Source organism: Bacillus sp. 9.4 (genome assembly GCF_055486415.1).
This window is the reverse complement of record NZ_JBVFMU010000002.1, coordinates 34,977-56,187: the sequence shown is the minus strand read 5'-3', so window position 1 is coordinate 56,187 and position 21,211 is coordinate 34,977. Positions and strand designations below refer to the sequence as shown.

General features: G+C 41.1%; 26 protein-coding genes. 16 read left to right on the top strand and 10 right to left on the bottom strand.

What is annotated here, in order from left to right; all coding sequences use genetic code 11:
• Positions 1-26: 26 nt before the first annotated feature.
• Positions 27-200, bottom strand: a complete 174-nt coding sequence (gene ynzD / locus ACZ07B_RS07060; RefSeq protein WP_010886518.1) for an aspartyl-phosphate phosphatase YnzD — start codon at positions 198-200, stop codon at positions 27-29.
• Between the two features lie 219 nt (positions 201-419).
• Between ynzD and ccdA the strand changes: the two genes are divergently transcribed.
• From ccdA to ACZ07B_RS07045, 3 genes are all read left to right on the top strand, one after another.
• Complete coding sequence (ccdA, locus tag ACZ07B_RS07055) at positions 420-1,127, top strand: cytochrome c-type biogenesis protein CcdA (RefSeq protein WP_464877044.1); 708 nt, start codon at positions 420-422, stop codon at positions 1,125-1,127.
• Between the two features lie 88 nt (positions 1,128-1,215).
• Entirely contained in the window at positions 1,216-1,578 is a 363-nt protein-coding gene (locus ACZ07B_RS07050; RefSeq protein ID WP_003245707.1) for a response regulator, read from the top strand.
• A gap of 78 nt (positions 1,579-1,656) precedes the next feature.
• Positions 1,657-2,148, top strand: coding sequence for a CcdC family protein (locus ACZ07B_RS07045; RefSeq protein WP_072174017.1), 492 nt, complete (start codon positions 1,657-1,659; stop codon positions 2,146-2,148).
• A 30-nt stretch (positions 2,149-2,178) separates the two neighbouring features.
• Here the strand turns inward: ACZ07B_RS07045 and yneK are convergent, their stop codons facing one another.
• From yneK to sspO, 4 genes are all read right to left on the bottom strand, one after another.
• Entirely contained in the window at positions 2,179-2,607 is a 429-nt protein-coding gene (gene yneK / locus ACZ07B_RS07040; protein ID WP_003231580.1) for a DynA interaction protein YneK, read from the bottom strand.
• 233 nt (positions 2,608-2,840) lie between these two features.
• Complete coding sequence (cotM, locus tag ACZ07B_RS07035; RefSeq protein WP_015251997.1) at positions 2,841-3,233, bottom strand: outer spore coat protein CotM; 393 nt, start codon at positions 3,231-3,233, stop codon at positions 2,841-2,843.
• Positions 3,234-3,313: 80 nt separating this feature from the next.
• Positions 3,314-3,460 carry a small acid-soluble spore protein P gene (locus tag ACZ07B_RS07030; protein WP_003221237.1) on the bottom strand — a complete coding sequence of 49 codons (147 nt, stop codon included), beginning with the start codon at positions 3,458-3,460 and terminating at the stop codon, positions 3,314-3,316.
• A 30-nt stretch (positions 3,461-3,490) separates the two neighbouring features.
• A complete protein-coding gene (sspO, locus tag ACZ07B_RS07025; protein WP_464877219.1) occupies positions 3,491-3,637 on the bottom strand; it encodes an acid-soluble spore protein SspO in 147 nt (48 codons plus the stop codon).
• A 227-nt stretch (positions 3,638-3,864) separates the two neighbouring features.
• On the opposite strand from sspO, the gene acnA reads away from it, so the two are divergent.
• The 7 genes from acnA (at position 3,865) to ACZ07B_RS06990 (ending at position 8,699) form a co-directional block, all read left to right on the top strand.
• Positions 3,865-6,594 (top strand): aconitate hydratase AcnA, encoded by a 2,730-nt coding sequence (acnA, locus tag ACZ07B_RS07020; protein WP_003231573.1) that lies wholly within the window; start codon positions 3,865-3,867, stop codon positions 6,592-6,594.
• Between the two features lie 71 nt (positions 6,595-6,665).
• Positions 6,666-7,178: a redoxin domain-containing protein gene (locus ACZ07B_RS07015; protein ID WP_464877043.1), complete on the top strand. Its 513-nt coding sequence runs from the start codon at positions 6,666-6,668 to the stop codon at positions 7,176-7,178.
• 80 nt (positions 7,179-7,258) lie between these two features.
• Entirely contained in the window at positions 7,259-7,384 is a 126-nt protein-coding gene (locus ACZ07B_RS07010) for an FbpB family small basic protein (RefSeq protein WP_003244964.1), read from the top strand.
• A gap of 64 nt (positions 7,385-7,448) precedes the next feature.
• Positions 7,449-7,595 carry an acid-soluble spore protein SspN gene (sspN, locus tag ACZ07B_RS07005; RefSeq protein WP_003231569.1) on the top strand — a complete coding sequence of 49 codons (147 nt, stop codon included), beginning with the start codon at positions 7,449-7,451 and terminating at the stop codon, positions 7,593-7,595.
• Between the two features lie 36 nt (positions 7,596-7,631).
• Entirely contained in the window at positions 7,632-7,883 is a 252-nt protein-coding gene (tlp, locus tag ACZ07B_RS07000) for a small acid-soluble spore protein Tlp (protein ID WP_134982967.1), read from the top strand.
• An 84-nt stretch (positions 7,884-7,967) separates the two neighbouring features.
• Positions 7,968-8,384 (top strand): YbgC/FadM family acyl-CoA thioesterase, encoded by a 417-nt coding sequence (locus tag ACZ07B_RS06995; RefSeq protein WP_017696516.1) that lies wholly within the window; start codon positions 7,968-7,970, stop codon positions 8,382-8,384.
• Between the two features lie 15 nt (positions 8,385-8,399).
• Positions 8,400-8,699: a hypothetical protein gene (locus ACZ07B_RS06990; RefSeq protein WP_024571429.1), complete on the top strand. Its 300-nt coding sequence runs from the start codon at positions 8,400-8,402 to the stop codon at positions 8,697-8,699.
• 30 nt (positions 8,700-8,729) lie between these two features.
• Here ACZ07B_RS06990 and ACZ07B_RS06985 read toward each other — a convergent pair whose 3' ends face one another.
• Both ACZ07B_RS06985 and plsY read right to left on the bottom strand, forming a co-directional pair.
• Positions 8,730-9,017: a HesB/YadR/YfhF family protein gene (locus tag ACZ07B_RS06985; protein WP_003231562.1), complete on the bottom strand. Its 288-nt coding sequence runs from the start codon at positions 9,015-9,017 to the stop codon at positions 8,730-8,732.
• Positions 9,018-9,104: 87 nt separating this feature from the next.
• Positions 9,105-9,686, bottom strand: a complete 582-nt coding sequence (gene plsY, locus ACZ07B_RS06980) for a glycerol-3-phosphate 1-O-acyltransferase PlsY (protein WP_003231560.1) — start codon at positions 9,684-9,686, stop codon at positions 9,105-9,107.
• Positions 9,687-9,855: 169 nt separating this feature from the next.
• Here plsY and ACZ07B_RS06975 point away from each other — a divergent pair, with 169 nt between their 5' ends.
• The 3 genes from ACZ07B_RS06975 (at position 9,856) to parC (ending at position 15,053) form a co-directional block, all read left to right on the top strand.
• Positions 9,856-10,263 carry a CoA-binding protein gene (locus ACZ07B_RS06975; protein ID WP_003245606.1) on the top strand — a complete coding sequence of 136 codons (408 nt, stop codon included), beginning with the start codon at positions 9,856-9,858 and terminating at the stop codon, positions 10,261-10,263.
• Positions 10,264-10,661: 398 nt separating this feature from the next.
• Positions 10,662-12,629, top strand: a complete 1,968-nt coding sequence (parE, locus tag ACZ07B_RS06970; protein ID WP_003231552.1) for a DNA topoisomerase IV subunit B — start codon at positions 10,662-10,664, stop codon at positions 12,627-12,629.
• 3 nt (positions 12,630-12,632) lie between these two features.
• Positions 12,633-15,053, top strand: a complete 2,421-nt coding sequence (gene parC / locus ACZ07B_RS06965) for a DNA topoisomerase IV subunit A (RefSeq protein ID WP_014479945.1) — start codon at positions 12,633-12,635, stop codon at positions 15,051-15,053.
• 46 nt (positions 15,054-15,099) lie between these two features.
• Here parC and ACZ07B_RS06960 read toward each other — a convergent pair whose 3' ends face one another.
• Positions 15,100-15,225, bottom strand: a complete 126-nt coding sequence (locus ACZ07B_RS06960) for a hypothetical protein (RefSeq protein ID WP_003231548.1) — start codon at positions 15,223-15,225, stop codon at positions 15,100-15,102.
• Positions 15,226-15,250: 25 nt separating this feature from the next.
• Positions 15,251-15,604 (bottom strand): hypothetical protein, encoded by a 354-nt coding sequence (locus tag ACZ07B_RS06955; protein ID WP_003245190.1) that lies wholly within the window; start codon positions 15,602-15,604, stop codon positions 15,251-15,253.
• 509 nt (positions 15,605-16,113) lie between these two features.
• Between ACZ07B_RS06955 and ACZ07B_RS06950 the strand changes: the two genes are divergently transcribed.
• From ACZ07B_RS06950 to ACZ07B_RS06940, 3 genes are all read left to right on the top strand, one after another.
• A complete protein-coding gene (locus ACZ07B_RS06950) occupies positions 16,114-17,511 on the top strand; it encodes an alanine/glycine:cation symporter family protein (protein WP_086343890.1) in 1,398 nt (465 codons plus the stop codon).
• 302 nt (positions 17,512-17,813) lie between these two features.
• Positions 17,814-19,313, top strand: a complete 1,500-nt coding sequence (gene eglS / locus ACZ07B_RS06945; RefSeq protein WP_130572419.1) for an endo-1,4-beta-glucanase EglS — start codon at positions 17,814-17,816, stop codon at positions 19,311-19,313.
• Positions 19,314-19,378: 65 nt separating this feature from the next.
• Positions 19,379-19,642 carry a YnfE family protein gene (locus ACZ07B_RS06940; protein WP_003231535.1) on the top strand — a complete coding sequence of 88 codons (264 nt, stop codon included), beginning with the start codon at positions 19,379-19,381 and terminating at the stop codon, positions 19,640-19,642.
• 266 nt (positions 19,643-19,908) lie between these two features.
• Here ACZ07B_RS06940 and xynC read toward each other — a convergent pair whose 3' ends face one another.
• Positions 19,909-21,177, bottom strand: a complete 1,269-nt coding sequence (gene xynC / locus ACZ07B_RS06935; RefSeq protein WP_101169512.1) for a glucuronoarabinoxylan endo-1,4-beta-xylanase XynC — start codon at positions 21,175-21,177, stop codon at positions 19,909-19,911.
• Positions 21,178-21,211 lie beyond the last annotated feature (34 nt).

Sequence of the window (21,211 nt, the reverse complement as noted above, 5' to 3'; positions counted from 1 at the left end):
CCTTATACGGGTTTTTTATTTTGCAATCATTCATCACCCGCTACTGCTCGAAGGCGCTGCTTTTGATATTGTATGAGAAGATGGTCAAGCTCCTGACTGAGCTCTATCGTAATATGAGATGTCATTCCGTTCGCCATGACAATTTGCAGCAGCTCTGCTCTTTTTTTTTCAATTTCTTTTAATAGATGCTCTCTAATCACAGGGATGTATCCTTTCATACATTAGATCTTCAAAGTGAATGTTTATATTATATCCATATTTATACTAATTTTCAAATGAGAAGGAGTATAATGTCTCAATGTCAAATTAAATTATATAAGTTTTTTCTGAAAATAGAAATCCTTCAAGTGAAAGTGTTAAAAAAATGAAATGATTTTGTCATAACTTGAAGGAATGTCAAATCATGAAGGGATGATGACATGGGAGACGTGAATTATTTTTTGACATTCGGAGCGGGGTTTTTATCCTTTATTTCGCCTTGCTGCCTGCCGCTTTACCCAGCTTTTTTGTCATATATTACAGGGGTCAGCATGGACGATGTAAAAACAGAAAAGCTGCTGCTGCAGAAAAGAAGCCTGTTTCATACTTTGTGTTTTTTGCTTGGCTTTTCAGTCATTTTTATTGCTTTAGGCTATGGAACATCTTTTATTGGCAGCCTGTTTAGGGATTATCATGATGCGATTCGGCAAATTGGCGCGTTGCTTATTATTTTGTTCGGTTTCATTACACTCGGTGTGTTCCGGCCTGAGGCTATGATGAAAGAGCGGAGAATCCATTTTAAGCATAAACCAAGCGGGTTTTTAGGGTCGGTCTTAATCGGAATGGCATTTGCAGCTGGATGGACACCATGTACCGGTCCGATATTAGGTGCTGTTATCACACTTGCAGGCACCAATCCGGGCTCAGCAGTGCCATACATGATGTTATATGTACTCGGTTTTGCGGTACCGTTTCTTTTATTGTCTTTTTTTATCACAAAGCTGAAGTGGATGAGGAAGAACCAGCTTTTAATTATGAAAGCTGGCGGCGTTTTGATGATTGTGATTGGTGTGCTGTTATTCTTTAATTGGATGAGTCTGATCATTATTTTGCTGTCAGATCTTTTTGGAGGCTTTACTGGTTTTTGACGGTAAATTACTTTCGTACTACTACTAATCCTTTTGTTTTTGGTACAATAAGACTATTATCTGTGGAAATCGATTGTTGGAGGGGAATATGACAAGAGTTTTAGTTGTAGACGACGCCAAGTTCATGAGAGTGAAAATCAGAGAGATCTTGGAAGAGGCAAATTACATAATCGCAGGCGAAGCGGCGGACGGTGAACAAGCAGCGGACCTGTATAAAAAACTGCGCCCGGACCTTGTGACAATGGATATTACAATGCCGGTGAAAAACGGCATAAAAGCGCTTCGTGATATCTTAACCTTTGATCCTAAAGCGAAGGTCATCATGTGCACCGCCATGCGCCAGCAAAGAATTGTAACGGAAGCTATTGAGCTGGGGGCAAAGGATTTTATTGTTAAGCCGTTTGAGGAAACAAAAGTGCTGGAAGCTGTAAGCCGCGTTATGGGACATTAAAGTCATTTCTTTTCAAAATGGTTTTTTTTATTGTTTTGGAGTATAGTATATAGTATCAACACTCCGAGAAACAAAGGAATGATAAGTATGATGATTATAGTTTCATCGATTATTGCTGTGTTAATGGCTGTAGCTGTGATGGTGGTCAGAATAAAGTCCTCTGACAAGCCTGTTTCACCAAAAAAAATCATTCTTCCGCCGATTTTTATGAGTACGGGAGCGTTAATGTTTTTATTTCCGGTATTTTGGGTAACTGGTGCAGAGTTTTTGGAAGCATTCACTTTAGGTGTGATTTTCTCTATTTTTTTAATCAAAACTTCTAAGTTCGAAATTAAAAATAATGAAATTTACATGAAACGCTCTAAAGCATTTGTTTTTATATTAGTCGGTCTTTTGGTGATCAGAATCGTGATGAAATCGATCTTGAGCACATCAATCGATTATGGTGCACTGAGCGGAATGTTTTGGATTCTGGCTTTCGGTATGATTGTGCCTTGGAGAATCGCCATGTATTTATCATATCGAAAACTTCATAACGAGCTGCAGTCAGCTAATATTCAAATGAATTAAAAAACCTTTCCTCTTGTCAGGAAAGGTTTTTTATTTGAGAAGGGTCTGATAAGGTTCCAAATCGATTTTTTTGTCCCGCAGATGCCTTTTTAAGAAGGTATGGTCTCTTTTAGGAGTTGCGAGAATATAGCCTTTGATCATAAGTTGCTGATCAATCTTTGCTACCTTTTCTTTTAATGCAAGCTCACCGATTTTGCCTGCGATTTTGGCTTTTGCTGCATCTCTGAACAGTTCTGGCACCGGCGCAGTCAATTCATCTAGAAACTGTTTGTTTTCATCGTTCCATAAATGTCTGCTGTTTTCAATATAGTAATCCTGCCAATCAAGCTCTGATCTGCCGTCCTCTTTTGGTAAACGCTTTAAAAACTTTCGAAACATGAAAAAACCGCCGATTGATAATAAGACTACCATCATGATCACCCAAAACAGAATAAACCATAAAAACCATCCTTCCAGCATCAATCATTCCCCCTTATTCTAACCATATTGTATACGAAGAGAGATTAGAAGAACACAGTAAAAAAAGAATAGAAAAAAGTGATAGACGTCTAGTCAAAAGAGATAGTAGATCATATTCTATTGTATAGTGAATCTGCTATTTGGCCATGGGAGAGTCACTAGAGGGTATTTGACGATAAATGGACGGAAAAAAAGTCACTTTCATAATAGGGGATGAAAGTGACTTTTTATGTTTAGCTGAGAGGAAATTGAAGAGAAAAAGAAGAGCCATCTTCTGTTTCTTTATTGACGGCGACTGTGAGTATTTGATTTTCGCATTCGGCTTGAATGGTTTTGTCATTAAAATAAAAAGGAAGCATCATTTGTTTTTCAAAAGTCTGTCCTGACGATTTGACAGTTAAGATGAACTCGCATCCAGAAAGGGTAACTGTTACTTGTGTAGGCTGTAAAAAAGTCAGATCCGCTTCTATAATATACTGCTGACTTGTTTCATATAAATCAATAGGCAATGTTTCGTCGTACCAGGCGAAGGGGTCTTCAAAAAATTGCCGAAGCCATTCATCCATACTATCGAAATCATTCGCATCGTTGCGTTTTGAATGGTTCATGGAAGCATTCCTCCACATATCAACCTTGCTTAACATCATATGCGGTGGATTATAAATGGGTGAACGCATAAAAAAACAGACACTAAGGTCTGCTTTTCTTACATATCATGGCTTGAGTTGTGCTTTTGTCTTGTATGGTTTCGGTTCTTTACTTTTTTGCTTCCGCTTAGAGGCTCAGGTTGGCCGGGATTGTGTCCTTTAGGGGCGTTTTTATGCATATCTTTACTTGTATTCTTATTGGTCATAAAATGAGAACCTCCTTAAAGAGTTCGGTGTTATTGATTGGTTTTTCTTTTTTTGTTATTTTGGCGTTCTGCTTCAGTCAGTACAAGCTGGTCGTTTTCAATGTAGCCGACGCCTTTGCCTTGGCTTTTTGCGTCATTCATTCCGTTAATTACGTGATTCGCTTTTCTTTTGACCATCATTATCACCTCAATCATAATATGGCTCCTTTTATTGTGTTATATGAGAGAGCGTAAACAGTAAAAATTACCGGTACATTTTTCTCATAAGTCGAACTTATTGTATTTAATAAAAACATTGATATTTACTTATGTATGATTTTGTTTTAATATGAAATTGTGAGAAAATTGTGATGGAATGTAATGTTCATCTGAGAATGATCTGATCTGAAGGGGGATTTTGGAGAATGGCAAACGAGCAAAAAACTGCAGCAAAAGACGTTTTCCAAGCGAGAAAAACGTTTACTACAAATGGGAAAACATATCATTATTACTCTTTAAAAGCGTTAGAAGATTCAGGTATAGGAAAGGTTTCGAAGCTTCCTTATTCCATCAAAGTTCTTTTAGAATCAGTATTGCGTCAAGTTGACGGATTCGTTATCAAAAAAGAACACGTGGAAAATTTGGCAAAATGGGGAACTGCCGAATTAAAGGATATCGACGTTCCGTTCAAACCATCTCGTGTTATTTTACAAGACTTCACAGGGGTTCCGGCAGTAGTAGATCTGGCTTCACTGCGTAAAGCAATGGCAGCTGTCGGCGGAGATCCTGATAAAATCAACCCTGAAATTCCTGTTGATCTTGTTATCGACCACTCTGTACAGGTAGATAAAGCGGGTACAGAAGATGCATTAGCAGTAAATATGGACTTGGAATTCGAAAGAAATGCAGAGCGCTACAAATTTTTAAGCTGGGCAAAGAAAGCGTTTAACAATTATCAGGCAGTGCCGCCTGCAACAGGTATTGTGCACCAGGTCAACCTTGAGTTCTTGGCAAGTGTTGTCCATGCCATTGAAGAAGACGGCGAGCTTGTAACGTATCCTGATACGCTTGTCGGAACAGACTCACACACAACAATGATTAACGGTATCGGTGTTCTCGGCTGGGGTGTCGGTGGAATTGAAGCTGAAGCGGGAATGCTTGGACAGCCTTCTTACTTCCCAGTTCCAGAGGTAATCGGCGCGAAACTTGTCGGCAAGCTTCCAAACGGAACAACAGCTACTGACTTGGCGTTAAAAGTAACACAAGTGCTGCGTGAAAAAGGCGTTGTCGGTAAATTTGTTGAATTCTTCGGACCGGGAATTGCTGAACTGCCGCTTGCAGATCGCGCAACAATTGCGAATATGGCTCCGGAATACGGTGCTACATGCGGATTCTTCCCAGTAGATGAAGAAGCGCTTAACTACCTGCGCCTGACAGGCCGTGATCCTGAACATATTGATGTTGTTGAAGCATACTGCAGAAGCAATGGCTTGTTCTACACTCCAGATGCGGAAGACCCTCAATTTACTGATGTGGTTGAAATTGACCTGTCTCAAATTGAAGCAAACTTATCGGGTCCAAAGCGTCCTCAGGATTTGATCCCGCTATCTGCTATGCAGGAAACGTTTAAAAAGCAATTAGTCAGCCCTGCAGGTAACCAAGGATTCGGTTTAAATGCTGAGGAAGAAAATAAAGAAATTAAGTTTAAACTCCTTAACGGCGAAGAAACAGTTATGAAAACGGGTGCGATCGCCATTGCTGCGATTACAAGCTGTACAAATACATCAAACCCATACGTTCTGATCGGCGCCGGACTGGTAGCGAAAAAAGCGGTTGAGTTAGGGCTTAAGGTGCCTAATTACGTGAAAACGTCACTTGCACCGGGTTCTAAAGTTGTTACAGGATATCTTGTGAATTCAGGCCTTCTTCCATACATGAAAGAGCTTGGCTTTAACCTCGTTGGGTACGGCTGTACAACATGTATCGGGAACTCAGGCCCGCTTTCACCGGAAATCGAAGAAGCGGTTGCGAAAAATGATCTTCTGATTACGTCTGTCCTTTCCGGAAACCGTAACTTTGAAGGACGTATTCACCCGCTTGTTAAAGGCAACTATCTTGCTTCACCGCCGCTTGTTGTGGCATATGCGCTGGCTGGAACGGTAAACATTAACCTGAAAACCGATCCAATCGGTGTGGGCAAGGATGGTCAAAACGTATACTTTAATGATATTTGGCCGTCAATGGACGAAATCAATGCACTTGTTAAGCAAACTGTTACGCCAGAGCTATTCCGCAAAGAGTATGAAACAGTATTTGATGACAACAAGCGCTGGAACGAAATTGAAACAACAGATGAAGCATTATATAAATGGGATAGCGAGTCAACTTACATTCAAAACCCGCCATTCTTCGAAGAAATGTCTGTTGAGCCAGGCAAGGTTGAACCATTAAAAGGTTTGCGTGTTGTCGGTAAATTCGGCGATTCAGTCACAACTGACCATATTTCTCCTGCGGGGGCAATCGGAAAAGATACGCCTGCCGGAAAGTACTTGCAAGAAAAAGGTGTTTCTCCTCGCGACTTTAACTCCTACGGTTCCCGCCGCGGAAACCATGAAGTCATGATGAGAGGAACATTTGCAAACATTCGGATCAAAAACCAAATTGCACCGGGTACAGAAGGCGGATTTACGACGTACTGGCCGACTGGTGAAGTAACATCCATCTATGATGCGTGCATGAAATACAAAGAAGATAAAACTGGTCTTGTCGTATTAGCAGGAAAAGACTATGGTATGGGATCTTCACGTGACTGGGCTGCAAAAGGAACAAACCTTCTCGGCATCAGAACGGTCATTGCAGAGAGCTTTGAAAGAATCCACAGAAGCAACCTTGTATTCATGGGTGTGCTGCCGCTTCAGTTTAAACAAGGTGAAAATGCGGATACACTCGGCTTAACGGGTAAAGAAGTCATCGAGGTAGATGTTGATGAAACAGTTCGTCCTCGTGACCTTGTGACTGTAAGAGCAATCAATGAAGACGGCAATGTAACAACTTTTGAAGCAGTCGTCCGCTTTGATAGTGAAGTTGAAATTGATTACTACCGCCATGGCGGCATCCTTCAAATGGTGCTTCGTGAAAAAATGAAGCAGTCCTGATGAATTAATAGGAAGAGAAGGCATTTCGCTTTCTCTTCTTTTTATGACACAATGTGCTGCGGAGGTGGCATATGCTGAAAAAATGGCTCGCAGGGATTCTGCTTATCATGCTTGCCGGTTATACGGGATGGAATTTATATCAAACATACAGCAAAAAAGAAGTCGGAATTCAAGAGGGGCAACAAGCACCTGATTTTTCTTTGAAAACGTTGTCAGGAGAGAAAAGCTCTTTACAGGATGCAAAAGGCAAAAAAGTGCTGCTCAATTTTTGGGCAACTTGGTGTAAGCCGTGCCGTCAGGAAATGCCTGCGATGGAAAAGTTACAAAAAGAATACCCCGACAAACTTGCGGTTGTTGCGGTAAATTTCACTTCAGCTGAGAAAAGTGAGAAACAGGTCCGAGCGTTTGCTGATACGTATGACTTAACGTTCCCCATTCTGATTGATAAAAAAGGGATCAATGCTGACTATAACGTGATGTCATATCCAACGACATATATCTTAGATGAAAAAGGTGTTATCCAAGACATACATGTTGGCACCATGACAAAAAAAGAAATGGAACAAAAACTGGATCTTGATTAGATTCAGTTTTTTTTATGCTCAAATATGCTTACAAGTTTTCAGAATTGGAAAAAATAAAAGAATATGCGGAGGTGAGAAGCGTGAAGAAGATGAGAAAACGTTCTTTTCATGAGCTCGTCATGGAAAACAAAAAAGAGCTGATGACCAATACAGAGTATTTAAATCAGCTTGAGGAAAAGCTTGAACAGCGATTTAAGCAAAAATAACCTTTAATTTGTATTCATGTTTACCCCTCCTATTGAGAAACCTATCTGTTGAGGAGGGATAAACATGGGAAACAACAAGAAAAACGGTCAGCCTCAATATGCTCCAAGCCACTTGGGTACAAAGCCTGTAAAATATAAAGCCAATAAAGGGGAAAAAATGCATGATACTTCAGGTCAGCGGCCGATCATCATGCAGACAAAAGGCGAGTAGCGAAAAATCGAGTTTATTTCTAGGAGGTACATCCGAATGACAAAGAACCAAAATCAATATCAGAAGCCTAATCCTGATGATCGTTCTGACAATGTGGAAAAATTGCAGGATATGGTTCAAAATACAATTGAAAATATAGAAGAAGCAGAAGCATCAATGGAGTTTGCTTCAGGAGAAGATAAACAGCGTATCAAAGAAAAAAATGCAAGGCGCGAACAGAGCATTGAAGCGTTTCGTAATGAAATACAGGACGAATCTGCAGCGAGACAAAACGGATACCGTTCTTAAAAAACCAGGGAAACCTGGTTTTTTTCTTTCTGATTTGATTATGGTAAAATGGGGCTAAATTGACGTTAAGGGAGCAGAGTAATCTTGCATGTATCAAAAAAAGAAATAGAAGTGCGTTATGCAGAAACAGATCAAATGGGAATTGTCTATCACGCAAATTATCTTGTGTGGATGGAGGTCGGCAGAACGGCCTTAATTAAGGACTTAGGCTTTTTATATAGTGATATGGAAAAAAGAGGCGTTCTGTCCCCAGTCGTTGATATCAATATTTCCTATAAAAAGCCGCTTCATTACGGAGAAACCGCGGTTGTACATACATGGATAGAGGAATATAACGGCTTTAAAACCGTCTATGGTTATCACATTTATAATCCGGCCGGTGAGCTTTCCATCAAAGCCACCTCATCTCATATTTGTGTGGATAAAGAAAGCTTTAAGCCAATTCAATTCCGCAAAGCTTTTCCTGATTGGCACACAGCATATGAAAAGGCCAAAAAATAGGGAAGTGAACGGGATATGGCGTTTGGTGTGAAACGGGAGGAACTTAACCGGTGGAAACAAGCAGTGAAAAGAGGAGAAATCGCATTTTTAACACATTACTGGCTGGATGACCGATTTCCAGAAGCAAGGACTGTGACAAAAGCCGGCTGTGCAGACATTGATAAGCTGGTTCAGTGGGGAGCGGCGTACGGGTTAAAAAAAGAATGGATCCATAAGAAAAGTGAATTTCCGCACTTCGATCTGCTGGGTGAAACACAAAAATATATTTTAGAACAAGAGAACCTAACCGATCATCTTATACGATTTCATTTGTAAAAAAAGAACGCACATCATGTGCGCTCTTTTTTATTGGTATTCAAAAACCGGTTCATCAGCGTCTTCTGAATAGCTGACGAGAAGGTCGTGGTTATCAAAGTACCATAAATCACTTTCTTCAATAAAGAAGGTAATGCCGTCAGCTTCTGCAGTGACTCCAGCCTCTTGTGGGGCATCTTTCGCTACACCGAGAGAAAAACCCTTTTGAACGTTGCTGCAGCCTCCATAGCGGACGAAAAAGCGAACCTGGTCTCCGCTTTCCAAATCGAGTTCTTCTTTATACCAGTTCAATGCGTCTTCGTTAATTGTCATATTCATAACAGAACACCCCTTTGTTCTTCATTTGAATTTTCTCTATTATAAACGTATTAGGCTATTCTGTGTCAAAAGAGAAGTTTTTTAAGCTTATAGCCATTTTACTTTAGGTTCTGTTTTATTGATAATTCGTTTAATGTTCGCTCGGTGTCTGTATATCACAAAAATAGTGAGCAGGGTAACGACAATCAATAAATACGTATCATGGACAAAGAAACTATATATAACAGTATAGATCCCTGTTAACATCGATGAGAGAGAAACAAATTTAGTCAAGTATAAAAAGATGAAGAATACCGCAACCATCGTGATAAATAACAGGGGTGCGTAAAACAGCAAAACGCCTCCTGATGTCGCCACGGCTTTACCGCCTTTAAATTTGGCGAAGATGGGAAACACGTGGCCTAAAACCGCAAAGACTCCTGCAAGAAGCGGGTGAATATCAACATGCATGAGAAAAGGCAATGCAGTTGCCAGTGTCCCTTTCAAAATATCTCCGGCTATGACGACCGAACCAGCTTTTACACCCAATGTACGGAATGCATTGGTAGCGCCTAAGTTGCCGCTTCCGTGCTCCCGAATATCAATTCCCTTGGCAAGCTTGCCCACAATTAAGCCAGATGGAATGCTGCCTATCAAGTAGGCCAAAATAATCAATAAAGCAATTAACATCTACATTTCTCCTTTTTCAAATTCCCTTCTTTTTATTTTAACATGAGATGTCATGATCTGATGATAAGTTTTTTTGTAAAGTTTGCTTACAAATCCAATCAAACATGCATCATATTTTGATTTCTCCTGTTTTGATCGTGTAAAATAAGTGAAAAAGGAGTGACACACGATGCAAAACCCTTCTAAAGCGGAAATTAAAGAGATTCTTCAAAGAAGCAAACGTATAGCGGTAGTAGGGCTTTCAGACCGTCCGGATAGAACGTCACATATGGTTTCAAAAGCAATGCAGGACGCGGGTTATGAAATTATCCCTGTGAATCCTACAATTGATGAGGCGCTAGGTGTCAAAGCCGTTTCATCTTTAAAAGAGATAGACGGTCCGATTGACATCGTAAATGTATTCCGGCGCTCAGAACAGCTTCCTGGAGTGGCGGAAGAGTTTTTAGAGACAGATGCGCCAGTATTTTGGGCACAGCAAGGGCTAGTTAATGAGGAAGCATACCAGATGCTAAAAGAAAAAGGCAGAACGGTTATCATGGATCTGTGCATAAAAGTGGCACACGCTGTAACAAAATAGGTGCAGAACTGCAAAAATCCTTGTAAATTCAAGGATTTTTGCTTTTTAATTTTAAGATATTGTTTGCGTATTACGGTGAAACAGATACAATAAAGCTTGAACAGCTTTTTTTGAATACCTTGTCCAGCTGGGTTTCGGCCGTTCGATTTGCGAAGGTCTGCTGCTTTATATATAATAAACAAACATACGTTCTCATAGTGTAAAAACAGCACTAGCCGATGTTTTGAGAAGAACTGATTCGTTAGCTCTATGTTGCGATTGCAAACATATTGGTTATAATGAGGAGTCCAAGGCAGTACTGGCTCGAGGCGAGGTTTATAAAAAATATCTTATATACAAATGATGTGTAACACTGAAAAGAGAAAGACAATGTTAGTTTTTGAAAGGGGTTTGTACGTTTGGCTAGAAAACAGCAATTTGATTACAACGAAGATGCCATACAGGTGCTCGAAGGCCTTGAGGCTGTCAGGAAAAGGCCGGGTATGTATATTGGCTCTACTGACGCGCGGGGTTTGCACCACTTGGTTTATGAAATTGTAGATAACTCTGTCGACGAGGTGCTTGCCGGCCATGGAGATCACATAATCGTCAAAATACATAAAGACAATAGTATTTCTGTACAGGATAGAGGCCGCGGCATGCCGACCGGAATGCATAAGCTCGGCAAACCAACCCCTGAAGTGATTTTAACGGTGCTTCATGCCGGAGGGAAATTCGGCCAAGGCGGCTATAAGACAAGCGGCGGGCTCCACGGAGTTGGTGCATCAGTCGTGAATGCTTTATCTGAATGGCTGACGGTTACCATTGAGCGGGACGGTTTTGTCTATCAGCAGCGATTTGAAAATGGAGGAAAACCGGTTACATCTCTCGAAAAGATCGGCAAAACAAAAAAGACGGGAACTCTTACACACTTTAAGCCAGATCCAACGATGTTCAGCACAACCACTTATAATTTTGAAACGCTCTCTGAGCGCTTAAGAGAGTCTGCGTTTTTGTTAAAAGGACTGAAAATTGAGCTGATTGATGAACGCAATGACCAGCGTGAGGTCTTTTATTATGAAAACGGCATAGAAGCGTTTGTTGCTTACTTAAATGAAGAAAAAGACGTCTTGTCTGAAGTGGTCTCGTTTGAGGGTGAGCATCATTCTATAGAAGTGGACTTTGCGTTCCAGTTTAACGATGGTTATTCTGAAAATATTTTGTCGTTTGTCAACAATGTCAGAACAAAAGACGGCGGGACGCATGAGTCAGGTGCAAAAACTGCGATGACGCGTGCTTTTAATGAATATGCGCGAAAAGTGGCTTTGCTGAAAGAAAAGGATAAGAACCTTGAAGGCACCGATATAAGGGAAGGGCTTTCAGCCATTATTTCTGTCCGCATTCCTGAGGAGCTTCTTCAATTTGAGGGACAAACAAAAGGAAAGCTCGGTACCAGTGAAGCAAGATCAGCGGTGGATGCGATTGTTTCAGAGCAGCTTGCTTACTTTTTAGAGGAAAATCGGGACACCGCAACGCTTCTTGTCAAAAAAGCAATCAAGGCGAGCCAGGCGCGCGAAGCGGCACGCAAAGCCCGTGAAGAAGCAAGAAGCGGCAAAAAACGAAAAAAATCAGAAGCGACTTTAAGCGGAAAGCTGACGCCTGCGGGTTCAAGAAACCCGGCAAAAAATGAATTGTATCTCGTTGAGGGAGATTCAGCAGGCGGGTCAGCCAAGCAGGGACGAGACCGCAGATTCCAGGCGGTTCTGCCTTTACGCGGTAAAGTCATTAATACAGAAAAAGCTAAGCTTGCTGATATCTTTAAAAATGAAGAGATCAATACGATCATTCATGCGATCGGCGGAGGAGTCGGGGCAGATTTCTCAATCGATGACATCAACTACGACAAAATCATCATTATGACCGATGCCGATACTGACGGCGCCCATATTCAAGTGCTGCTTCTTACCTTTTTCTATCGCTATATGAAACCGCTCATTGAGCATGGCAAGGTGTTCATTGCGCTGCCACCTTTATATAAGGTCAGTAAAGGAAGCGGGAAAAAGGAAATCATTGAATATGCATGGTCTGATGAAGAGATGGGTGATGTCCTGAAAAAAGTCGGCAAAGGCTATACCATTCAACGATATAAGGGTCTTGGAGAGATGAACGCAGACCAGCTGTGGGAAACGACGATGAACCCGGAGTCCCGCACACTTGTTAGGGTCAAAATTGACGATGCGGCACGTGTAGAGAGACGTGTGACGACGTTAATGGGAGACAAAGTAGAGCCGCGCAGAAAGTGGATTGAGAAAAACGTCGCTTTCGGCTTAGATGAAGAAAGCAATATTTTAGAAAATGAAAACTTATCGGTCGCTGAGGAGGTTTAATGATTGTCACAGCCAGAATTATTTCATGATTTACCATTAGAAGAGGTGATCGGCGACCGTTTTGGACGCTACAGTAAATATATTATTCAAGACAGGGCGCTGCCCGATGCGAGAGACGGATTAAAGCCGGTACAGCGCAGAATTCTGTATGCGATGCATACAGATGGAAACACGTTTGATAAAAACTTCAGAAAAGCGGCCAAAACGGTCGGTAACGTCATCGGTAACTATCATCCGCACGGTGACAGCTCGGTTTATGAAGCAATGGTGCGGATGAGCCAGGATTGGAAAGTTCGTAATGTGTTAATCGAAATGCATGGAAACAATGGAAGCATCGACGGAGATCCCCCGGCAGCCATGCGTTATACAGAGGCACGATTATCTCCGATTGCATCTGAGCTTCTTCGGGATATTGACAAAAACACGGTTGAATTTGTGCCGAACTTCGATGATACAAGCAAGGAGCCTGTCGTACTCCCGGCGATGTTTCCTAACCTATTGGTCAACGGATCTACCGGGATTTCAGCAGGATACGCGACCGACATTCCCCCTCATCATCTGGGAGAAGTCATTGATGCTGTCATTAAGCGTATTCAAATGCCATCTTGTTCTGTTGATGAACTTATGGAAGTCATTAAAGGGCCTGATTTTCCGACAGGCGGTATTATTCAGGGCGTTGACGGGATAAGAAAAGCTTACGAAACCGGAAAAGGAAAAATCATTATCCGCGGAAAGGCTGAAATTGAAACAATCAGAGGCGGACGAGAACAAATTGTCATTACTGAAATTCCATTTGAAGTAAATAAAGCAAACCTTGTAAAAAAAATGGACGAGTTCCGTATTGATAAAAAGGTTGAAGGCATCTCAGAGGTTCGTGATGAAACGGATCGAACAGGGCTGAGAGTGGTCATTGAACTGAAAAAAGAAGCTGATGCCAAAGGCATTTTGAATTTCTTATATAAAAATACTGATTTGCAGATCACATATAACTTCAATATGGTGGCTATCCATAACCGCCGTCCGATGCTGATGAGCCTGCCGTCTATTTTGGATGCATATATCGGACACCAAAAGGAAGTTGTCACAAACCGGTCCGTTTACGAGCTTCAAAAAGCAAAAGACAGACATCATATCGTAGAAGGGCTCATGAAAGCTTTGTCTATTTTGGATGAAGTGATTGCAACAATCCGTTCTTCTAGCGATAAACGTGACGCTAAAAACAATTTGATCGCCAAATATGAATTTACAGAGCCTCAGGCTGAAGCCATCGTGTCATTGCAGCTATATCGTTTAACCAATACCGATATCACAGCGCTTAAGGAAGAGGCAGAAGAGCTCGGTAAAAAAATTGAAGAGCTCGAATCTATTCTGAGCAATGATAAAAAACTGCTAAAAGTGATTACAAACAGCTTAAAAGCACTGAAAAAGAAATATGCAGATACGAGACGCTCCGTAATTGAAGAAAAAATTGAAGAAATTAAAATCAATCTCGAAGTCATGGTTGCATCTGAGGATGTATATGTAACCGTTACGAAGGATGGTTACCTAAAACGGACGAGCCAGCGCTCATTTGCCGCTTCCAACGGTCAGGACTTCGGAATGAAAGATACGGACAGGATGCTGCATCAGTTTGAAATGAATACGACAGACGTGCTGCTGCTCTTTACGAACAAAGGAAGCTACATCTATTGTCCTGTTCACCAGCTGCCTGATATCAGATGGAAGGACATGGGCCAGCATTTTTCAAATCTGATCACTATTGATCGTGATGAAACGATTGTAAAGGCCATACCGATAAAAGAATTTGATCCGTCGGCATATCTTCTATTCTTTACGAAAAACGGGATGGTGAAAAAGACAGAGCTCACCCATTATAAAGCACAGCGTTATTCTAAGGCGCTTGTGGCCTTAAATCTGAAGGGTGAAGATGAACTGATTGATGTACATGTAACAAATGGGGAAAGCCAGATCTTTATGGCCACTCACTTAGGGTACGGCCTATGGTTTGGAGAAGACGAAGTGAATGTAGTTGGCGCGCGTGCGGCAGGTGTCAAAGGGATTAACTTAAAAGAGGATGACTTTGTTGTCTCCGGTGAGATCCTTCAGCAATCTGATTCAATTGTCTTGTTCACACAGCGGGGAGCGGTAAAACGCATGAGTCTTTCTGAGTTCGAGAAGACATCCCGCGCAAAACGCGGTGTCGTAATGCTAAGGGAACTGAAAAAGAATCCTCACCGTGTTGTAGCACTGTTCGCTTGCGGTCTTGAACAGCGACTAATGGCAGAAACAGAAAAAGGCGACAGAAAAGAACTGCAGGCAAAAGAGTTGCGGACAAACGACAGATACAGCAATGGCTCTTTCTTTTTTGATGAAGAGGAATCAGGTAAGGTTACAGCTGTTTGGCGCCTTCATACAGAACAATAATAAAAAACCCGCTCATACTATATGAGCGGGTTTCGTTTGTTTTTTATCAGCTTTCATGGTTGGTGAATAGATCTGTTACAGCATGAATGACTTCAATTCCCTGCCATACAAATAAATTCAGCGCTGTGAAAGAAAATAAGCCTAAAATCACCATTCTTAAGATAAACAACATGTTTAACAGCCTCCTCATATTTTCGTTACATAATCGGGTGATGTTGAACATGAAGTTTGCCGAAATAAGACGATTGATAAAATTTGGCCAGTATAAAGCTTTTTTTCCGCTGACGTCTGCGGGAGTATCCCGTACTTTTGCTTTCAGCGGTCAGCAGCAGAACAGCCATTGCCCATAAAGCGGTCAGCGTAAATGCCCCTGTGATGGATTTCTTCTCATCATCAGCATTTTGGCCGGCTTTCATCTCATGCATTTCCTGCTGGTCGGCTACGGCTTTATAATGATGGCCGATATCAAAGGCGTGGGGAATTGAGAACAAATGAAAACTGGCAATCGCCAAGAATAAGATGGATGCTTTCAATATCGTTACTTTTTTCAAATGATCTCCCCCTCCTTTAATATTACTGAATATTTTTATAATAATACCCCAATCCATCCTAAAAGTAAACCTGATTTATTAAATTTAAAAATAAATTTAACCTTGTTAAGTATATATCTTTTTGCTTATTTTTGAAAGAGAAAACTTCTTTTATTAGCGTATGTATACCCGGTTTATGGTGTGAATAAAAACATATTTTAAATGATATGTTTGTTGTTTAGGGTTTATTACTTTATTTATGTGCTAAATCAAAGAGAAAGGCAAGAGAATGGGAAGAAATGATTACATTGTTAATAGGGCACTTTTTTTAAAAGCCAGCTTGCAAGGAATGTTTTTATTCGTAGGAAAATAATAGAGAAGGGGTCGACAGAGTAACATCTGGCTATGACAATATTCTTCTCGAAAAAACTTCCTAATTCGTCATATTGTGATATAATAAAACTCGTTATGTTAAAAAATCTAACATCAAAATCGAATTCGTGTTGAATTGATGAAAACGGGAGGTAAATATGGAGTCTTTTTTCAATAGTTTAATTAATATTCCAAGTGATTTCATCTGGAATTACCTATTTTATATTTTAATAGGGCTTGGATTATTTTTTACCATACGTTTTGGTTTTATCCAATTCCGTTATTTTATTGAAATGTTCAGAATAGTAGGGGAGAAGCCGGAAGGAAATAAAGGTGTTTCATCTATGCAGGCATTCTTTATTTCGGCCGCATCCCGAGTCGGCACAGGGAATTTGACTGGTGTAGCCTTAGCAATTGCGACAGGCGGACCAGGCGCTGTATTTTGGATGTGGGTAGTGGCTGCAGTAGGTATGGCTTCAAGCTTTGTTGAGAGTACGTTAGCGCAGCTTTATAAGGTGAGAGACGGGGAGGATTTCCGCGGAGGCCCGGCTTACTACATTCAAAAGGGTCTTGGAGCGAGATGGCTTGGCATCGTTTTTGCTGTCTTAATTACCGTCTCATTCGGCTTGATTTTTAACGCTGTTCAAACAAATACAATTGCTGGAGCATTGGATGGCGCATTCCATGTGAATAAAATAGTTGTAGCCATAGTTCTGGCGGTTTTAACTGCGTTTATCATTTTCGGCGGTTTAAAACGTGTTGTCGCTGTTTCACAGTTAATTGTGCCGGTTATGGCAGGCATTTATATCCTTATCGCTTTATTTGTTGTTATCACGAATATTACGGCTTTCCCTGGCGTTATCGCTACAATTGTTAAAAATGCTTTAGGTTTTGAACAAGTCGTCGGCGGCGGAATAGGCGGCATCATCGTTATCGGTGCGCAGCGCGGACTTTTTTCAAACGAAGCAGGAATGGGAAGCGCACCAAACGCGGCTGCGACGGCTCATGTATCCCATCCGGCAAAGCAAGGCTTTATTCAAACATTAGGCGTATTTTTCGATACATTTATCATATGTACGTCCACAGCATTTATTATTTTGCTGTACAGTGTAACACCAAAAGGCGACGGCATCCAAGTAACACAGGCTGCTCTTAACCATCATATTGGAGGCTGGGCGCCGACTTTCATCGCAGTCGCAATGTTCTTGTTTGCATTCAGTTCAGTTGTCGGCAACTATTATTATGGCGAGACAAACATTGAATTTATTAAAACAAGCAAAACATGGCTGAACATTTACCGTATCGCTGTTATTGCTATGGTTGTGTATGGATCTTTATCAGGCTTCCAAATCGTTTGGGATATGGCGGACCTCTTTATGGGTATCATGGCGCTGATCAACTTAATTGTGATTGCGCTGCTGTCAAACGTTGCTTACAAAGTGTATAAAGATTACGCGAAACAGCGTAAGCAAGGACTTGATCCTGTGTTTAAAGCGAAAAACATCCCAGGGCTGAAAAACGCTGAAACATGGGAAGATGAGAAACAAGAAGCATAATATAAATATAAAACAAAGCTGCATTCAATAGTTGAATGCAGCTTTTTCATTATTGGAAATAAATTTAATTTTTTGACTCGAATGAAAAATGACGTGTAAAGTCCCAATTCAGTCTAGTTTTCTTTGTTCTATATGTGTCATGTGTGTCTTATTCAATTGAGATAGAGCAAATTGACAGGCTTTTAAACCTCCCAAAAACAAGAAATTAGGTTGATAGACAATCATGAGAAAGATTTTTACAATGAGTTCGTGCTCATAAGAAGTGGAGAGCCAAAATGATGCGAAGGAGGAAAAGATCAGATATGAAACGGTCAATCTCTATTTTTATTACGTGTTTATTGATTACGTTATTGACAATGGGCGGCATGATGGCTTCGCCGGCATCAGCAGCAGGGACAAAAACGCCAGTAGCCAAGAATGGCCAGCTTAGCATAAAAGGTACACAGCTCGTTAACCGAGACGGTAAAGCGGTACAGCTGAAGGGGATCAGTTCACACGGATTGCAATGGTATGGAGAATATGTCAATAAAGACAGCTTAAAATGGCTGAGGGACGATTGGGGTATCACCGTTTTCCGTGCAGCGATGTATACGGCAGATGGCGGTTATATTGACAACCCGTCCGTGAAAAATAAAGTAAAAGAAGCGGTTGAAGCGGCAAAAGAGCTTGGGATATATGTCATCATTGACTGGCATATCTTAAATGACGGTAATCCAAACCAAAATAAAGAGAAGGCAAAAGAATTCTTCAAGGAAATGTCAAGTCTTTACGGTAACACGCCAAACGTCATTTATGAAATTGCAAACGAACCAAACGGTGATGTGAACTGGAAGCGTGATATTAAACCATATGCGGAAGAAGTGATTTCCGTTATCCGCAAAAATGATCCAGACAACATCATCATTGTCGGAACCGGTACATGGAGCCAGGATGTAAATGATGCTGCCGATGACCAGCTAAAAGATGCAAACGTTATGTACGCACTTCATTTTTATGCCGGCACACACGGCCAATTTTTACGGGATAAAGCAAACTATGCACTCAGCAAAGGAGCACCTATTTTTGTGACAGAATGGGGAACAAGCGACGCGTCTGGAAATGGCGGTGTATTCCTTGATCAATCGAGGGAATGGCTGAAATATCTCGACAGCAAGACCATCAGCTGGGTGAACTGGAATCTTTCTGATAAGCAGGAATCATCCTCAGCTTTAAAGCCGGGGGCATCTAAAACAGGCGGCTGGCGGTTGTCAGATTTATCTGCTTCAGGAACATTCGTTAGAGAAAACATTCTCGGCACCAAAGATTCGACGAGGGATATTCCTGAAACGCCAGCAAAAGATAAACCCACACAGGAAAATGGTATTTCTGTACAATACAGAGCAGGGGATGGGAGTATGAACAGCAACCAAATCCGTCCGCAGCTTCAAATAAAAAATAACGGCAATACCACGGTTGATTTAAAAGATGTCACTGCCCGTTACTGGTATAAAGCGAAAAACAAAGGCCAAAACGTTGACTGTGACTACGCGCAGATTGGATGCGGCAATGTGACACACAAGTTTGTGACGTTGCATAAACCAAAGCAAGGTGCAGATACCTATCTGGAACTTGGATTTAAAAACGGAACGTTGGCACCGGGAGCAAGCACAGGGAATATTCAGCTTCGTCTTCACAATGATGACTGGAGCAATTATGCACAAAGCGGCGATTATTCCTTTTTCAAATCAAATACGTTTAAAACAACGAAAAAAATCACATTATATGATCAAGGAAAACTGATTTGGGGAACAGAACCAAATTAGTTAAGCTTTTTTGGCGGACATCAGTAACGATGTCCGTTTTTATCATCTAATAGGAGGTTTGCGTTGTGGATGAAATACTGAAACAGTATATGGTGCTGTACAAAAAAATGAGTAATATGATAAATGGTCCGGACTATCCAGGTAAGGAAAAAGACATCCAGCATCAAAAAGATCAGATCGAAGTTTACGAAAAACAGCTGCAGCAAGGATTTTCTACAGATTATGACTATGATGTGTTTGCTGATTCTGTTATCAAATGCGCATATGGCGATATGACGCTGGAGGATTTAGAAGCAGTTTATTATGGATTGACAACACCATTTTTTTGATTTGTCATTCAGCAGTAAAATTTCAAATTTTCAATTTCTGTCTCACTAACTTAAGTATACTTTGATATTGAGACAGGAATTTATTTGTTTCACTTACTTCCTAGAATATATATTATGTAAACTAGGAAAGATGAAGATTAAACCTTTGCTGTTTTTATGTACATCCTTTCTTCTTCCTGTAATTCAGCAACAAAATAAAAAAGCGATTTCCCAATCGGAAAATCGCCAATTCAGACACTCTATTATTTATGTGTGTCTTTGTGCTCTTAACGATTTACAACAAATGTTGTCACGCTTTGAGCTGGAAGATGGGCCCAAAAATGATTGCCTGATACAGTGAGATTCGTTCCAGGTTGTAGATTGCTGCTGCTGCTCGTGATCCATCTAGATACGTTTGAAGCAGATCCATTCTGCAAAACAAAGTTTTGGTTGACTCCTGTGTTGCTTTTATTGATGGCAACAATAACGACCTTGTTGTCACCTTTATAGGCTGACACGTAAACGTTCGCATTAGGGTTTTTCGTTGCATCAATCCTTACATAGCCGGGACGCACAAACTTTGAGAAATGAGCCATATTGTAGCCGCGTTTGCTGATCGTGCCGTCTTCTTTCATAGGACCGTATGACCTTCGGATGTACCACCAAACATAAGCTTGAAAATCTCCCTCTACCATCGAACTGTGAATATGATGTGAAACATCCAATGCCTCAGGCCATCGATCCGCCGAGTTGTTATCACTGTTCGGATAGTATACTTCCGTCATCCAAAGATCCTTCCCTGCTCCTTTTTGTTTGAAAAGAGGATAAGGGAATTGGCTGACCTGAGTGCCGTACAGGTGAGTTCCGAGAATATCCATATTGCCAAGAGCCTGCGGATCGTTTAAAATTGGGTCCGACAAATTCTTCAAGTATTGAAATGACTCAGGCGCAATGACGCGGGCATTGATCGAGCCGGCGTTTTCTCTCATAAAGCGAAGTATTTCTTGCGGCGTCCACCACGTCCACTCGTGAGCGTAATCAGGCTCGTTTTGTACCGAAATCGCGTAAAGATTCACACCATTATTCTTCATGAAGGTAACAAAATCGTTAAGATGCTGCGCGTATGCTGCGTACTTGTTGTATTTCAGCCGTTTAGCCGATGTGTCACCATTACGATTAAAGGTCTCAACCATATCACTTGGAGGATTCCAAGGAGAAGCAAAAACGATTGCTCCATGTTTGACCGCACTCTTTGCAGTCTCCACCTCTTTATACCAATTATTTCGATCTTCATCTACATGAATTCTTAAGATTGAAAATCCTAACTGGTTCTGTCCATTGCCAAAAGCAGTTTCTCTTTGAGCTGCTGTAAGATCGCCAGCCCAAGCCGGATGATTCATCCCTCCAAAACCGCGAATCACTTGTTTCTCTGCAGATACATTAACTGTTACATCACTTGCTGCCAAAACTTCAGTAGCGCCTGGCCCTAACATGACTGACAGCATAGTGAAACATACTAATAGTACACAAATTGTTTTTTTTATGCGTGGAATCATTTATTCCTCTCCTTCGTAATGTGTCTTTTACTGT

Coding starts and splice junctions, on each gene's coding strand:
- tlp (WP_134982967.1), top strand. CDS start 7,632: ATGACAAAGAACCAAAATCAATATCAGAAGCCTAATCCTGATGATCGT.
- sspO (WP_464877219.1), bottom strand. CDS start 3,637: ATGGTCAAAAGAAAAGCGAATCACGTAATTAACGGAATGAATGACGCA.
- ACZ07B_RS06950 (WP_086343890.1), top strand. CDS start 16,114: ATGGAGTCTTTTTTCAATAGTTTAATTAATATTCCAAGTGATTTCATC.
- ACZ07B_RS07030 (WP_003221237.1), bottom strand. CDS start 3,460: ATGACCAATAAGAATACAAGTAAAGATATGCATAAAAACGCCCCTAAA.
- ACZ07B_RS07015 (WP_464877043.1), top strand. CDS start 6,666: ATGCTGAAAAAATGGCTCGCAGGGATTCTGCTTATCATGCTTGCCGGT.
- ACZ07B_RS06975 (WP_003245606.1), top strand. CDS start 9,856: ATGCAAAACCCTTCTAAAGCGGAAATTAAAGAGATTCTTCAAAGAAGC.
- ccdA (WP_464877044.1), top strand. CDS start 420: ATGGGAGACGTGAATTATTTTTTGACATTCGGAGCGGGGTTTTTATCC.
- ACZ07B_RS06990 (WP_024571429.1), top strand. CDS start 8,400: ATGGCGTTTGGTGTGAAACGGGAGGAACTTAACCGGTGGAAACAAGCA.
- ACZ07B_RS06985 (WP_003231562.1), bottom strand. CDS start 9,017: ATGAATATGACAATTAACGAAGACGCATTGAACTGGTATAAAGAAGAA.
- sspN (WP_003231569.1), top strand. CDS start 7,449: ATGGGAAACAACAAGAAAAACGGTCAGCCTCAATATGCTCCAAGCCAC.
- ACZ07B_RS06960 (WP_003231548.1), bottom strand. CDS start 15,225: ATGTTGTTTATCTTAAGAATGGTGATTTTAGGCTTATTTTCTTTCACA.
- xynC (WP_101169512.1), bottom strand. CDS start 21,177: ATGATTCCACGCATAAAAAAAACAATTTGTGTACTATTAGTATGTTTC.
- ACZ07B_RS07050 (WP_003245707.1), top strand. CDS start 1,216: ATGACAAGAGTTTTAGTTGTAGACGACGCCAAGTTCATGAGAGTGAAA.
- plsY (WP_003231560.1), bottom strand. CDS start 9,686: ATGTTAATTGCTTTATTGATTATTTTGGCCTACTTGATAGGCAGCATT.
- cotM (WP_015251997.1), bottom strand. CDS start 3,233: ATGTGGAGGAATGCTTCCATGAACCATTCAAAACGCAACGATGCGAAT.
- acnA (WP_003231573.1), top strand. CDS start 3,865: ATGGCAAACGAGCAAAAAACTGCAGCAAAAGACGTTTTCCAAGCGAGA.
- yneK (WP_003231580.1), bottom strand. CDS start 2,607: ATGCTGGAAGGATGGTTTTTATGGTTTATTCTGTTTTGGGTGATCATG.
- ACZ07B_RS07045 (WP_072174017.1), top strand. CDS start 1,657: ATGATAAGTATGATGATTATAGTTTCATCGATTATTGCTGTGTTAATG.
- eglS (WP_130572419.1), top strand. CDS start 17,814: ATGAAACGGTCAATCTCTATTTTTATTACGTGTTTATTGATTACGTTA.